The sequence below is a fragment of the Legionella impletisoli genome, assembly GCF_900639875.1.
Classification (GTDB): domain Bacteria; phylum Pseudomonadota; class Gammaproteobacteria; order Legionellales; family Legionellaceae; genus Legionella_A; species Legionella_A impletisoli.
Window position 1 is genome coordinate 2,501 of the sequence record NZ_CAAAIA010000005.1, and the last position, 14,455, is coordinate 16,955.

The window sequence follows — 14,455 nt, forward strand, 5'->3', positions numbered from 1 at the left end:
TATTGCGTTAGCGCGTAAATGGCGACCACGTAAGTTTTGTCAACTGGTTGGCCAAGAGCATGTCAACAAGGCACTGATCAAATCGCTGGCTGCACAGCGCGTGCATCACGCTTATCTCTTTACTGGAACACGTGGCGTAGGTAAAACCAGTGTTGCGCGTCTACTTGCAAAATCATTAAATTGCGAACAAGGTGTCACCCCCGAACCTTGTCTAAGTTGCGATGCTTGCGTTTCGATTGAACAAGGTCGTTTTCTAGATTTAATTGAAATTGATGGCGCATCGAAAACCCGCGTTGAAGATACGCGCGAGGTGCTTGAAAACGTACAATATTCACCAACGAATGCACGCTACAAGATTTATCTCATTGATGAAGTGCATATGCTTTCCCAGCATAGCTTCAATGCATTGTTGAAAACATTGGAAGAACCGCCTCCCCACGTAAAATTTTTACTAGCCACCACCGACCCCCAAAAGTTACCCATTACTGTCTTATCACGCTGCTTACAGTTTCATCTTAAACCCATTCAAGCTGAAATAATCATGAGCCAGTTGCATCACATCTTAAATGAAGAGCAACTTGCTTTTGAGGAAGCGGCCATTGCTATTTTGGCGAAAGCTGCCCACGGCAGCATGCGTGATGCGTTGAGTCTTCTAGATCAAGTCATTGCCTGCAGCGATCAGACAATAAAAGCCGATGATGTTAAAAGCATCTTAGGCTATACCCGTCAAGATTATGCACTTTCGCTATTACAAGCCTTAGCAAATGCGGATTTGTCCCACATACTCACTCTCAGTCAACACATCGCAGCAGAGGGCGGAAACTTTCAATACGTGCTTGAAGAAATGATGGATGCCTTGCATCAAATCTCCATCACCAAGCAGTTGGGAAGTAATCATCCTTTCCTTGCTCCAAACCAGGAAATTATTGAGCTTAGCCAAAACATTTCGACTGAAGATGCGCATTTGTTTTATCAAATTGCTTTAAAAGGGCTTGAGGAAATTCATTTTGCCCCAACAACGGCCATTGGCTTTGAAATGACTTTATTGCGTATGCATGCTTTTCAGCCTGCCACGCCAGTGAAGCGACCAGCATTGGTTCATGAAACCGGTTCTATTAGAGCACCATCGCACGATAAACCCATTACATTACCTGATGAAAAACCCCATTCTAAACCCAATGGTCAAACTGAACTCACACCCGATGAGGTTTCGCCGCCAGCTATTTCCGTTCATACAACGCAGGCATCTGTACCAAGCATTACTCCACCCGTAAATCAATCAATATTGACTGATCCTCGCGGTGATGAGCCAACCAACTGGTCGCTTATGCTCGGTCACATGAAATTAACTGGTTTGGCATTAAGCGCGGCAGAGCATGCAGAGTTTAGCCAAAAAGAAGGAGGGCTTGTGATTTTGAAAGTCGCAAACGGCCATCTTTCCTTGTTTACCCCAACTGTCATTCGTCGTATCGAGAAAGAATTAAGTGATCATTATAAAGAGCCTATAAAATTGAAGCTAAACTCTGACGATAAGGTGGCTTCATCGCCCGCGCAACAGAAAAAAGTGGCTCAGGAAAAACAAAAGAGCGAGGCCGAGCAGGCGTTACAAACTGATCCATTTTTCCAAGCCCTGCAGCAAGAATTTTCTGGAGAGCTGGTCAAAGATTCTATTTCATCCTTAATAGAGGATCTATAATACATGAGTACGCACGTCGTTTGTGATCATTATTTGGACAATAATCTGAATGATGATAATATGCTCCGATTCTAATAAACAACGAGAGGATCAACATGGATATTAATCAAAACTTAAACAACCTGATGAAAGAAGCGCAAAAAATGCAACAGCGCATGCAAGAAGCCCAACAACAATTGAGTCAGTTGATTGTTACTGGGGAATCAGGTGGGGGTATGGTCAAAATCAAAATGAATGGTCGTCATGAGCCTGTGGAAGTCAAAATTAACCCTTCTATTTTAGAAGAAGTAGAAATGGTTGAAGATTTGGTGCTGGCTGCCTTTAATGATGCCGTACGAAAAGTGGAAAAAGCATCTAAAGAAAAAATTAGTCAATTAACTGCCGGTTTAAATATTCCAACCGACTTGATGCAAGGTGGCCAAACAGGCGAGAAAGAATAAGTATCTATGGATGCATTATCTCGTTTAATTGAGGCGCTACGGTGTTTACCGGGCGTCGGCCCTAAATCGGCTCAGCGCATGGCGTTTCATTTGCTGCAACATCATCGCCAAAAAGGACAGCATTTGGCGATGTGCCTGGAGGATGCCATGCAAAACATTGGCCATTGCATCCGTTGCAACAATTATACCGCATTAGAGATTTGCAACATCTGCCAGAACAAAGAGCGCGATCCATTAACACTATGCGTTGTTGAAAGCCCAGCAGATGTTGTAGCGATTGAACAATGCTGTGCCTATAATGGTTATTATTTTGTCTTAATGAATAAAATATCACCCTTAGATGGCATTGGTCCAGAAGACATCGGCCTGCCGAAACTCGAGGCGTTGATTCTGAAAGAACCGATTAAAGAGGTGATATTGGCTTTAAGTCCTTCAATCGAGGGACAAACCACTCTCTATTTTATCCAGGAATTGCTTCGCCCCCATGCTGTGAATATCAGTCAATTGGCCCACGGAATTCCCTCTGGCGGAGAACTTGAGTACTTAGACAGTAATACCATCGGCAGCGCGCTTCGAAACCGCGCGAAATTAACCTCCACTGCCTAATAAAACGTGAGAAAAACGGTGAATTTTAAACTTAAATTAAGTTTTCTAATTGGCTGCCTATTGATAAGCCACGTTGCCATGGCTTCGTTTAATAAAAATCTTTGGCCAAAATGGGAGGTGACAAATCCCGTGTCGCACAAAGTGATTTCGCATGAAGAATGGCAAACGTTTTTGAACCAGCATGTGACAACCAATCAAGAAGGGATTAACTTAATTGATTATCCCAGCTTAAATGAAGAAGACCGGATGCTTTTAAAGCAATATATTACCCGAATGTCTGGCATTAATATTCATGATTATAATCGCCGGGAACAACTCGCTTATTGGCTTAACCTTTATAATGCCTTAACCGTTCAAACCATTGCCAGCTATTATCCCGTCGAAAGCATCCAAGAAATCAACATTTCACCAGGACTTTTTAGTATCGGCCCCTGGGGCGCTAATTTGATTACAATTGACGGAATTCAGATGACGCTGGAAGATATTCACAATCGCATCATCCGACCAATTTGGAACGATCCACGTACGCATTATGCGTTAAACAATGGCAGCATTGGCGCGGCCAATATTTGCAAACACGCATTTCAAGGGGCAACGCTTGATCAACAACTCAATCAAGCGGCCATCGAGTACATCAATTCACTTCGGGGTGTACAAGTTATTGAGGGGAAACTCATTGTCTCTAAAGTATATGAGTGGTTTTCTGAAGACTTCGGGGGCACCGAAAAAGACATCCTATATCATCTTAAGCAATTTGCTAACCCGTCTTTGCGCCAGAAATTAAACACCATTGAAGAAGTCAACACCTATAATTACAATTGGCACTTAAACACTACCGTGGATATCGCTTAAAGTCTTTAGGTCATGGATTCCAACTGTTCAAACAACTGTTCGATCTGGTCGTTTGGCTTAATTTCTTCATTGCCATATAGCGTAATAATGCGCAGTAACGCTTCGCGGTTTCTTCTGCCAGGCGTTAGTGTTTTACTAAGATTTAAATCATGTTTATAAGGTTGCGTTCTGATGTGACGTTCTTCAAGTACTGCTCTTAAAGCATTCATCACACAGGTTATGGCTTCATAGACATGCTTAATCGCCTCTCGTTCGCTTTCTTTTAACTCGGGGAGCCACTCAAATTGCCCACCATTTTTCACCAGAATTAGCGTCCATATAAAATAATTGCTGTCTTTATTACTAAAATAACCATAAAGATCCAGACACTCGGTGGTAGACATACTTTGATATAAGTGCATGATGTATTGATAAAGCGCATCCAGTGGTTGTTGTTGTGGATTTTGCTTCATGAGCTTAAGTTGCAAATTCATGATTGCATCAATTAAGCGATTAGGGTTAAACCAAAATTTATACGCACGAAAGAGTTCGTGCAATTGGTTTAAACTGACTTTAGATTCAATCAAGGTTGCCTTGATCTTCCAGGTTTTAATTGCGTTTAAAATAAGATCATGGCAATTTCTATCGGCTTTTATTTCAATCCCATAAGGAAGCAAGTCATCATGCACTAAATAATCCTGATGACTAGGGAAACCCCTATGAATTAATACCTGCGATAATGTTTGATAGAAGGATTCAATAAAATCATATAATAACGTCAATCGTGTTTTCACTGAAATCAGTTTTTCTGGATGAAGACTCTGTTCAAACAAATTCTCTGGGTGTAATTTATAAAATAAAATAGCGTGAATCAAATCAATATAATCCGATTTCGCAAACGCTTGAGACAGTGCCGTGAGTTGGTTATCATTTAAACTATTTAATTGCGCCAAAAGCTCTTGCAAATTTAATCCTGCTTGCTCATTGGCAAAATGAACCAACGCTTCTAGCCATTGTGTACGATTTTTTGCTGCAATAACAGGAGTCAAGGTGGTTTTTATTTCATCATGAGCCACATTGGCGGGGAGGGAATTGCGACTTGAAAATAAATCCACCCATAATTGATATTTTTGCTGCAACTCCGCAGCCAATGATGCTTCGGTAGATGATTTAATAGGTCCAAAAAAGCGCGTGCTCAGTGTTTGAATTTCAGTAAACAGATCCTGCCAAGTAATCAGAAGAACATCCCCAGTTGGCACACTTTTCTTTATGCTCTCTGCATCAATTATTGTAAGAAATTCTCCATATTGCTTCGAGAGTTGGCTACAAATCTTAGTCGCTTCTGTTCCAGGATCTTCGGATGCAAGCAAAAGTCGAAGTTGGCATTCTAGCCGTTTAATCTCAAACCGCTTTTGAGCTTTTTGACGATTTAAATCACTGACAGCCCAATCTAAATTCAACACGTCCATGTCAGCTTCCTTTTTTAACGCACGTCCTAATAGACAGGATAAACGCTTAAGCCCTGTGGTGTAAACTAGCTCGTATATTTGACCAACATTAATTCTCCCTTGTCATCCAAAATTACAAAATAGAAGACCATGTTTAGAATTCATATGCCTACCGACTACACGCTGCGACTTATTCCTAAGAGTTCCACACCTACTTAACCCGCTTATCTGAGCCATTCTTCAAAACTACTTGACCTGGTTTATCCGGGCCATCCTCCACAACTGCTTAACCCGCTTATCCAGGTCTTCCTCCACAACTCCTTAACCCGCTTATCCGGGCCATCCTCCACAACTGCTTAACCCGCTTATCCGGGCCATCCTCCACAACTGCTTAACCCGCTTATCCGGGTCATCCTCCACAACTGCTTAACTCGCTTGTCCGGGCCATCCTCCACAACTACTTGACCCGGCTTGTCCGGGTCATCTCTAATAAATCAATTAGCCAGAGCCTGCCAATTTTTGTAATCCAGAGCCAGATACAGTGCATCATAATGTCCATTAGATGGCCTGGACAAGCCAGGCCAAGTAGGTCTGTGAATATACTGAATTACAGTGTAGGCATCAAAGCTACTTGTTCTGCTATTTAACACTAGACCACACTCAAATTGTTCACTATCCTGGAGAGCGTAATGAAACGTTTATTAACTCAACTATTCGTGTGGCACTCTCTGGGACAGCCCGGGGAACGCAGGTAGGTCGTGAGTTTCGTCTTTGGGAGAAGTACTGGTAAAGAGTTTGCTAACTCTTCGGCTTACGCTAAACTTAAGATAAACGTGGAGGAAACAATGGCAAATCGTAAACCATCTGTCCCAATGACAAAACCCACTTCATACCTACCCTTCGATGTCTTTTTAAGTCGAATGGTGAAAGACCAAAAGTTAAATCCTGAGCTACTCAGCGAGGCTTTAGGGGTAGAAACGGCAAACCGTATTCTTGATAATGCCAATAACTGGATGGGAAAGCCAAGTTTGGGTCGTGGTACGGCTGTGGTGTTGCAAGGGCAATTGCATTCTTATGCCGGGGCAATCGATGATGTCAAAGCAAGGATAGCCAAACATTGGGAAAAAGTACTTGCACACCAGCAACCATTAACTCCAACGCCCGCTCCTAAACTAAGCCCCAAAGAAGAGCCTACGCTTAAGCATTGGCCCCCAAAACCAGGACGTTAACGCTTTTTGCTGTTTTTAATCATGCGCACACTTTTGATGGTGTTTTCCCCTACCTTTAAAATTTCAATTTGATATTGTTCAATACGCAAGCAACAATCCGCAGGCGGAATATACCCTAAGTATTCAATAATGGCGCCACTTAGTGTGCGTGGGCCTAACGACGGAAAATTCCAGCTTTGCAAGCGATTCAAGTTTCGAACAGTGAGGCTTGCGTCCACAATCACTGAGCCATCTTCTTGGGGGATGATGTCTTTGCTTAATGCGGCAATATCGGTTGTAAATTCACCCACCACTTCTTCTAAAATGTCTTCCATGGTGACCAACCCTTGCAAATCGCCGTACTCATCCACCACAAAACAACTGCGTCGCTTCATCTTTCGAAAATTTAATATTTGTACGTTCAATGGGGTGGCTTCTGGAATAAAATAAGGAGATTCTGCAATGTTGAGTAAATTCTCCATATCGAGTTGCTCTTCAAGCATGAGATTAAGCACGTTTCGTAAATGAACTAGGCCGACTAAGTTATCAATCGTATCACGATACAAGGGTAGGCGCGTATGTTGGGCTGTTTCCAGCTGATGAAGCAACTCATGCCAGGGTTGTTCCAGATCAATTCCGACGATATCGGATTTAGGCACCATAATGTCTTCAACGCGCGCTTGCTCTAAATCGAGCAAACTGATCAACATACTTTTATGCTCTGTGGGCATGAGCCCACCTGCTTCATGGACAACGGAACGAAGCTCTTCCCCAGAGAGCGCTTCTTTCTGAGCTCTATCAATTGAAATACCGCAGAGACGTAAAATCCCGTTGGCAATCCAGCTCGTTAATCGAACTAAAGGAGAAAAAATTTTTTGTAAAATCATGAGTGGGAAAGAACACGCAAAAGCTACCTGCTGTGGATAAAGAGCTGCTAAGGTTTTGGGGGTCATCTCTGAGATAACCAAGATGATTAACGTCAAAAAAATAGCCGCTATCGCAACCCCAGCATCGCCATAAAGACGCTGCCCTATCAACGTGGCAATCATAGAGGCCACAATATTAGCAAGGGTGTTACCAATTAGAATGACACTTAGTAACCTATCTGGCCGGGATAAAAGCTGATTAACTCGGATAGCGCTTTTATGATTTTGCTTGACCAAGTGTCTTAACCGATAGCGATTTAAAGACATCATACCAATCTCAGAGCCTGAGAAAAAACCTGAAATAAAAATCAAAGCCAGCAAGACGATAGAAAGAGTCAGTAAAGAGGTTTGCACTGCTTATCCTTAAATTAATCATTCAAAAAGAGCTTATCATAGCTTGAAACGACTGCAAGATTAATCAACTTAATTAGTCTCAACAGGAAGGATGCTCGAAAATCCCAGAAGTGAAAATTTGACTGTTTATGAAACCAGTTAAATTCGCTTAAAGTTGACATCGTTTAAAAAACATTTAAAAATCGCTGCTGGAAATATAAGGCGTACTCAGGGAAGACCATGAAACCAACCGCGGGTGCGGGCTTATCTGCATCACTTAAGATAGGCTCATATCGACACTCCATATTATCTTTTTCAGGCAAGGAAGCGATGAATGAACCTTATTCATTTAAGCTTCGATTAGAAAGTAACACCCTGCTGACAGCGGAAGCGGTGCTTGGACAAGGTTGTCAGCTTGAATTGGCCTATCAAAAGTTAGACCCAAGCGAAACCGACTGGCCTACCTTTCGCATCATTCCAGGAATCATCACGAAGCATCTCGTGCTAAACCCTTACCAAGATTCCTTTCTTGTTGAAATTGAAATCCGCGCGAGACTTTATTTACTCACCTTATCCGGTTGTCCGCGTGTTTACCTCGACCAAACGGCAAAAGACATCGCCACCTTAATCTTACTGCAACATGGCTATCAAGCCTCGCTATTGCAATTTCATGATAATAATCAGAAAAATCACTTAAGAATTTATCCGCACTGGGTGCAAGCAGAAGGCGAAAGCGATTTAGCGTTTTTAGAGCGTGTTTTAGCAAGAGAGGGGATTTCTTATGCTTGGTCGAATGTTCAGACTGAACAAGAGCAATTAGATTTTTACGATTGCTGGTATCTACATCCTGGGAGTTCCTCTTGTTTTACCCTGGCTGAAACGGATGGATTAACTTCGTTACGCATGGACGCGCTCTACCATCTGAGGCTATGCCAAACGCCGACCTCAGTCCGCGTAGAATATCGAGACGTCGATTATCAAAACCCCGATAAAATCTTAAAAGCCAAAGCAGGAACAGGCCATCATCGTGTTAACGTACTAGGATACGGTGCAGAATCGCTTGACCATTTACAAGAAGCGGCTCTTCACCATTTAGAACGCATCACCATGAACGAGACGACCTTTACAGCCAAAACGCTTAACCCAGCCATTTTATGCGGGCAAGTGTTTTCAATTAAGCATTTACCGAATTGGATAAAAGAAAATGCGTTTCTGCTTTTATCCGTTGAACATACCTTTGAAGAAGGTTTTTATTCGAATCAACTCACGTTTATCCCCAAACACACGCAAATTCGCCCCAATGTAAAACGCCAAAATGCAGGGCAAATCATTCATACAGCTGTAATTCACAGCGAGGATGATGCGCCAGGGTTAGATAGCATCGGTCAATATCATTACTACACGCACGTGCATGAGGCAAACACCCCTACCAAACCCATTCAAAAAGCGCTTAGGCTAGTCCCTTATGGAGGAAAAGGAGCGACGCATCCCATTGGCATGCACTTTCCTTTGCAAAGACAGGCTGAAGTGCTGGTGATGTATCTTCATAACGACTTTAATCAGCCTATTTTACAAAATAGCCCTTCGAATGGCTTAAACCATGCCCCCGTTACTTCTGATAACGCTTGGAGTACTATAATTAAAACCGCCTGGGGGCAATACCTAGAATTTGTTGATCAAATAGGTCAAGAAAGAATCACCTTAGCCAATGCAGCTCGTCGCAACCGTTTATCTTTTAACACGCAGCGAGATAAACAACACATTCTATTAGCCTGCGATCGCGGGTCGATTTCTCTTGAAGCCAAAACCCAACAAACCATTCAATCGCAAGAAATGACAGCGACTATTGGAAAAGAATTGGTAATACAAACCAATCAAAAAGCTCATTTCACCGCCAACGATATCCACTTACAGGCTGAATCCTATCAGCTTTCCTGCCAAACACTTTCTTTTGAATCAAAGCGCCATCTTGAGCTCAGCGGGCAAACCATGCAATTAATGAGCGAAGGTGATATTACCTTAAATGCCTCAGGCGATCGTTTCCAATTTAATTTGCCTAACGGTGATTTAGTCTTAGAAGCGGATGAGATCGCATTAAAAGCACGTGGGGCCCTTTATCTAACCACACCAACGGCTGGAATAACCCTTTCTAATGCAGGCATTATCATGCATGGAAATGGCATTCAATTTAGCGGCACACCGGTGTTCAATGCCCCCATTGCAGACACGTCAACTCAAGTCCCCCCCCTCATTACGCCACCGCTTCCAAACCCGCCCATATTAAAGCCCGTTCGACAATTTACGTTTCAAAAAGCAAAAGTCATTTACCCCCCTAATTGGGAAAAGCCCTTTTATCAAAGTGACGAAACCGCCTACATTGAGGTGGATGTAAAAGGGTTTACTGGTGATGAATCCATTAAAGCGACGATTGTGAGCTATCATCATTCGGATTCATTAAAACCCTTGCCTTTAAATCCGAAACTAGTAGCAATTAAGAGCAAAGAAGTCGATACCATTCAATATTCCCTAGGAGATAAGGCTTTATACCCTTTCGAAGAACAATTCAGAGAAACCCCGGGAACTGCCACCTTGAAAATTCCTTATCCATTAAATAATCTCCTTGCCCAATCGCAAACTAAAGCCTCTAAGCCTTACTATGTCCGCATCGACGTTGGCGATGTGCAAGGACAATTCTATTCGAATGCGCTCGTACTCCTAAATCAGGCTACCTTGACCATCATTCATGATAAAAAGAGGCCTTATCATGAAAAACATGCCATTCTCACTGTTTTTCGAAGCTTACCGGGCTGTGTGAAAGCACACCCCCAATGCCCACTGCTGGGTGAGTCGCGTTTTTACACGGATCCTACGGAAGTAGATCGCTTGCCTATTGGAACTCAAAACTCCGTTAAGCTTAAAGAAAAAGGACGTTATCAGGAGTTGTTAAGTCAAGATTTTACAATGCCTTTACCTGAACAACGGTTTGAAGTGTCAGAGCGTTCAAATGCCGACACCACCCTCGTGAGACTCATGCCGCCCATGATTATCGATTTACGCGATGCAACGCTTCAAGGAAATGAGGTGGTATTTCATTCCGAATCCCCTAACGCACGAGTTGATTTAACGGAAGAAGAAATCAACTACATCAAGGCCAACGGTAATAATTTAACCGTATTCATTCATGGGTATAATGTTGAGTTTGGCCGCTTTAGTAAACACCTTGAAGCCATTCGAGAGCAAACGAAGATAACGAGCTTACCCCTTAATTTCATGGTCGCACCGGAACAGGTGATTGACTACAGCGAGGTCGATGCCACCATTTATCGCGATGAAGCGTTCATTAAGCGCCAGTTTCAAGACGATGAATCCCAGCATACATTACCTTTTGTCCAAGAACCTTCATTCAATGGCGAGGGGGTTTGTGAATGGGTCGTTCATTTCGAAAACAACTTAAATCGCGCAGCCGGTTTTGATGGCGTAGATTATCAGAAATTCACGCGCTGCTTATTCATCATTTGGCCAGGAAATCCTGATTCGCCTATGGATTATATTCATGCGGTTTACGAATCGGCCCGTATGGGCCCTATTGTGGCCAAGGTGTTTAAATCACTTAAAACGCATATCGAAGGTTTGAAGTTACATGTCATCGCCCATTCTCAAGGCAATGGGGTGTTATTGCATGCTCTCGAACACTTAGGAGAAACCGGACATCCAGGGGTTGATCATGCGATATTTTGGCAAGCAGCCATTCCAAATGACGCGTTATCCGATAGAGGGGTTGGTAATGCGCCTCCTAATCGTGAAGCCATCGCCAAAGCTCAGGAAAAAAATCTCTGGTATTGCCCTTACGCGCATCAAGGTGCCTCGTTGATTACGGTGTTGCATTCTCAAAATGATAATATCCTTGGGCCATTATTACGACAAGAAGAACAACCCAAAGGGATCTCTTTAAAAGAAGTTTGGGGGCGCAAACCTAAAAAAGAACTTCAATTTGCCCTACTTATCGAAGCACTTGGTTTAAAAAGCCTTTATTTGGTTGCCATCTGGTTAGATACCCCAGTCTCTTCTTTATTTGACCAACAGTTAATTCATCATTACTGGAATCGATGGCGAGCAAAAAACCCCCAATTCAAAGTCCGGCCCGAGGGGCCATGGATGATGTGCGCAGCAACTCTAGAGGAACAGTACCAGTTGCTCAAGTTACACCAAGCTGATGTATTAAGTCATGCTTATCGAAAGCTCGTGAAAGAAGGAATAACCAAAGTCCACGCCCTGCTCAAAGAGCGTTTTGGCTCGCTTTCTGTCTTAGAACGAAGCGGGTATGTTCTTATCTCAGGATTAGATGCCTATAAACCTTTGTATAACGCTTTATTTGAACTCGTAAACCGATACGATAAACAATTAGACACAGAACCGAGTTTTCTCGATCGCATCACACGATGTCTAGAAACGCATCATGAACCGTTTAAGCATCTGTTTACTTTATTTCAAACCTCCGTTTTATTGACTGGTGTGGGGACAAAACCCGCTTTGGGGTATGAGGGGCCGGATTTTGCAGATAAATTTATTGATCAGCTAAAGCAGAATAAAAAATTAAAACATCAAGATACAACTAAATGGTTATGGCATCATTCCGATATGAAAATACCAAGTAACAAGGTTATAAAAAACATTTATAAAAAATGGATAATTAATTCGAAAAAAGGAATTCAAGCTTTTGGAACCTATTAACGCTAAGCGACCCGATCGCATTACAATAAAATTAGCCTCTGTTTTCATTTTTATACTGTGTGTCTTTTTATGGAATATATTTTTTGAGGGTAAATCCACGTACAGCGGCACCACCATGCTCTCCGTCTCGTCCGATGGCCGCTACGTAATTTCGGCGCATTACGGCCGTTATTTGATTCTTTGGGACATTGCAACGCAAACGAAAACCATTCTTAATCGCAAGTGTAATATTTATAGTCCCTTTTTTATTCCAGAAAGCCACCAATTTATATGGCAAAACGCCAAAACGAATGATGTGGTGTTGCAAGATGTGCAGGGCCATGTGATTAAAACCTTTAACCCTGGGTTTCAAGTCTATGGTCATTTGATAAATCATGCACTCACTCATTACGTGGCTTCTACAATCAACTGGGAATTACATCATTTTAACCAGGGAAAAGAGCGAATCATTCGGCCGGATACCGACGGAGAAACGGCAACAGCGCAACTGTTAAGATTATCTTTAGTTGAACCCTATTTTTTAAGCTCAGGGAACGGTGACGAGGATAGCGCCTATCCAATTAATATTGGAACTATGCAAAGCGATGTTAAACCCGACATACCTAAGTCCATTGATTACTCATTATTGGATGGTGTGGTGTTATGGGATTTAGAAACGGGCAAACCAATTAAAAAATTTGTAGGAAACTCTGGTAAAACCTTATCGACCATTAGCCCTAATAGACAATATATTATTGCAGTAGATGAAAGCATTTTTACCAACCTTTGGGACAGCAAAACCGGAAAACGATTATTCAATTTAGAAGATCCAGTGAATCCCAATATGCAATGCTGGGGAAATCAACAATGTCTGAAAGAATTGGCTGAGGACATTAAAAACAGTAAACCACTGCCTAAAGACTTTTACTCCCACCCCTGGGCCAATGGTCCACGTTCAGTGGCTGTGAAATTCATCGATGAGCAAGGGCACTTCATCCGTTTTATTAATTCGGTGAACTATGGGATCCTTTATCACGTTTCGTCGCCTAAGATTTTAGAGTTTTTGGATTTCGGCAAAAACCCACAGCCTCATACCTTCAGCGTGTTTGAAAACGCCAATACTATTGCCACAGCGCCCAAGGCCAATATTTTAGTCATGGGGCAAACCACGGTGGGAGACGGGGATAATATTGGGAATGGCTCGGGCATTATTGTTTATCGCTTTGATGAACAAACGAAGCGACTGATTCGCCTTTGGGCGCCTGATGGGCCAAAGGATCATTGGCGGGTGGTAAACCCTGAGAATGATTATGAGGGGTAAAGGCTATAAAAAATAACCCCTGCGATGATGATCGCAGGGGTCTGGCATGTCTCGTATTACACCCTTTGAATTAAGCTAATTGCGCGGCCCTTCTTCCTTAGAAACTTCTTCTTGGACCGTGTGTTCTGCACGAATCGATTTTTCAAAAACATGAACCGCTTTCAACGCTTCTGAGGCTTCTGGCTTGAAAAAGGCGTGTACTTTTCCAAACGTCACCATCTTAAGCAATGCATTGCCGACTTCTTTTAAGAAATTAACAAACAACACACCCAATCTTGGTTCTTGTGCTAAAACATCCCTTTTATCTGCAACGGCTTTTTGACAAGCATCGATAAATTCTGCTTCGTCCATTAAACCCGTTTTAAAATTTTCAATGTGTTGTTCCAGTGCGCTGGTTAGCGCAAGCACCGCCGGCTCAAAACTTGCTTTATAAGTATGTTTGGCAAATAAACTTCCTAATTTACGATTTAGTTCGTTATATGCATGTTCAATTTTAGTCACAGCATGATCAAACGCGTCTATTCTTCGTTGGCGATTCATTTCAGTTTGCTTAGAAGCTTCCCTATTTAGAGCAATAATACACTCAAGATTTTCTTTCGCAAGTTTAACCGCATGCTCTTGCGCCTCTTTTTGGGCTTCTAGTTGTGGAATAAGAACGTCTTTGATTTTATTATATAAGCATCGGGCTCCGTATTTCGAATTATCCACTTCCAAATCCCCATGCTGATATTTGAAGCTACCCATAACCTCGAGATAATGGCTCATCGCTTCTTCTAACGTTGATATCGCACGAGCATACTGCTGCTCTTGACTCAACTGTTCAGAAATTTTGATTGATTTACGTAACTCTTTTTTGAGTGTATTCAATATTTCTAAGGATGTAGACATAATTAACCTCGATTGGATTTGCATTAAAACAAGTACGCTTGAGATTTA

Annotated in this window: 10 protein-coding genes (1 of these 10 only partly in view); 7 read left to right on the plus strand and 3 right to left on the minus strand. The window is 42.4% G+C overall.

The genetic code is table 11. The features are described 5' to 3' along the window. The 4 genes from dnaX to E1O41_RS06230 form a co-directional block, all read left to right on the plus strand. Positions 1-1,696, plus strand: the 3' portion of a protein-coding gene (dnaX, locus tag E1O41_RS06215; RefSeq protein WP_131776462.1) for a DNA polymerase III subunit gamma/tau. 8 nt of this gene lie to the left of the window's left edge; 1,696 of the gene's 1,704 nt are visible here — the last part of the coding sequence; its start codon lies off the left edge, out of view; the stop codon is at positions 1,694-1,696. 95 nt (positions 1,697-1,791) lie between these two features. Further along, positions 1,792-2,136 (plus strand): YbaB/EbfC family nucleoid-associated protein, encoded by a 345-nt coding sequence (locus E1O41_RS06220; RefSeq protein ID WP_131776463.1) that lies wholly within the window; start codon positions 1,792-1,794, stop codon positions 2,134-2,136. 6 nt (positions 2,137-2,142) lie between these two features. Further along, on the plus strand, positions 2,143-2,742 hold the full coding sequence (recR, locus tag E1O41_RS06225; RefSeq protein ID WP_131776464.1) for a recombination mediator RecR: 600 nt from the start codon (positions 2,143-2,145) through the stop codon (positions 2,740-2,742). A gap of 78 nt (positions 2,743-2,820) precedes the next feature. Continuing rightward, positions 2,821-3,594, plus strand: coding sequence for a DUF547 domain-containing protein (locus tag E1O41_RS06230; protein WP_131776632.1), 774 nt, complete (start codon positions 2,821-2,823; stop codon positions 3,592-3,594). Between the two features lie 5 nt (positions 3,595-3,599). Here the strand turns inward: E1O41_RS06230 and E1O41_RS06235 are convergent, their stop codons facing one another. Beyond that, positions 3,600-5,042 (minus strand): hypothetical protein, encoded by a 1,443-nt coding sequence (locus E1O41_RS06235; RefSeq protein ID WP_131776465.1) that lies wholly within the window; start codon positions 5,040-5,042, stop codon positions 3,600-3,602. A gap of 824 nt (positions 5,043-5,866) precedes the next feature. Between E1O41_RS06235 and E1O41_RS06240 the strand changes: the two genes are divergently transcribed. Further along, positions 5,867-6,250 carry a hypothetical protein gene (locus E1O41_RS06240; protein ID WP_131776466.1) on the plus strand — a complete coding sequence of 128 codons (384 nt, stop codon included), beginning with the start codon at positions 5,867-5,869 and terminating at the stop codon, positions 6,248-6,250. Here E1O41_RS06240 and E1O41_RS06245 read toward each other — a convergent pair. Beyond that, positions 6,247-7,509 carry an HlyC/CorC family transporter gene (locus tag E1O41_RS06245; RefSeq protein ID WP_131776467.1) on the minus strand — a complete coding sequence of 421 codons (1,263 nt, stop codon included), beginning with the start codon at positions 7,507-7,509 and terminating at the stop codon, positions 6,247-6,249. The two genes, E1O41_RS06240 and E1O41_RS06245, sit on opposite strands and share 4 nt — an antisense overlap. Positions 7,510-7,728: 219 nt before the next feature. On the opposite strand from E1O41_RS06245, the gene E1O41_RS06250 reads away from it, so the two are divergent. Both E1O41_RS06250 and E1O41_RS06255 read left to right on the plus strand, forming a co-directional pair. After that, positions 7,729-12,219: a contractile injection system protein, VgrG/Pvc8 family gene (locus E1O41_RS06250; RefSeq protein WP_131776468.1), complete on the plus strand. Its 4,491-nt coding sequence runs from the start codon at positions 7,729-7,731 to the stop codon at positions 12,217-12,219. After that, positions 12,206-13,519, plus strand: a complete 1,314-nt coding sequence (locus E1O41_RS06255) for a hypothetical protein (protein WP_131776469.1) — start codon at positions 12,206-12,208, stop codon at positions 13,517-13,519. Before E1O41_RS06250 ends, E1O41_RS06255 begins: the two co-directional genes overlap by 14 nt. A gap of 75 nt (positions 13,520-13,594) precedes the next feature. Here the strand turns inward: E1O41_RS06255 and E1O41_RS06260 are convergent, their stop codons facing one another. Beyond that, positions 13,595-14,407 carry a hypothetical protein gene (locus E1O41_RS06260; RefSeq protein ID WP_131776470.1) on the minus strand — a complete coding sequence of 271 codons (813 nt, stop codon included), beginning with the start codon at positions 14,405-14,407 and terminating at the stop codon, positions 13,595-13,597. Positions 14,408-14,455 lie beyond the last annotated feature (48 nt).

Excerpts from the sequence above, each read along its gene's own strand:
- E1O41_RS06220 (WP_131776463.1), top strand. The coding sequence starts at position 1,792 with ATGGATATTAATCAAAACTTAAACAACCTGATGAAAGAAGCGCAAAAA.
- recR (WP_131776464.1), top strand. The coding sequence starts at position 2,143 with ATGGATGCATTATCTCGTTTAATTGAGGCGCTACGGTGTTTACCGGGC.
- E1O41_RS06230 (WP_131776632.1), top strand. The coding sequence starts at position 2,821 with ATGGCTTCGTTTAATAAAAATCTTTGGCCAAAATGGGAGGTGACAAAT.
- E1O41_RS06235 (WP_131776465.1), bottom strand. The coding sequence starts at position 5,042 with ATGGACGTGTTGAATTTAGATTGGGCTGTCAGTGATTTAAATCGTCAA.
- E1O41_RS06240 (WP_131776466.1), top strand. The coding sequence starts at position 5,867 with ATGGCAAATCGTAAACCATCTGTCCCAATGACAAAACCCACTTCATAC.
- E1O41_RS06250 (WP_131776468.1), top strand. The coding sequence starts at position 7,729 with ATGAAACCAACCGCGGGTGCGGGCTTATCTGCATCACTTAAGATAGGC.
- E1O41_RS06260 (WP_131776470.1), bottom strand. The coding sequence starts at position 14,407 with ATGTCTACATCCTTAGAAATATTGAATACACTCAAAAAAGAGTTACGT.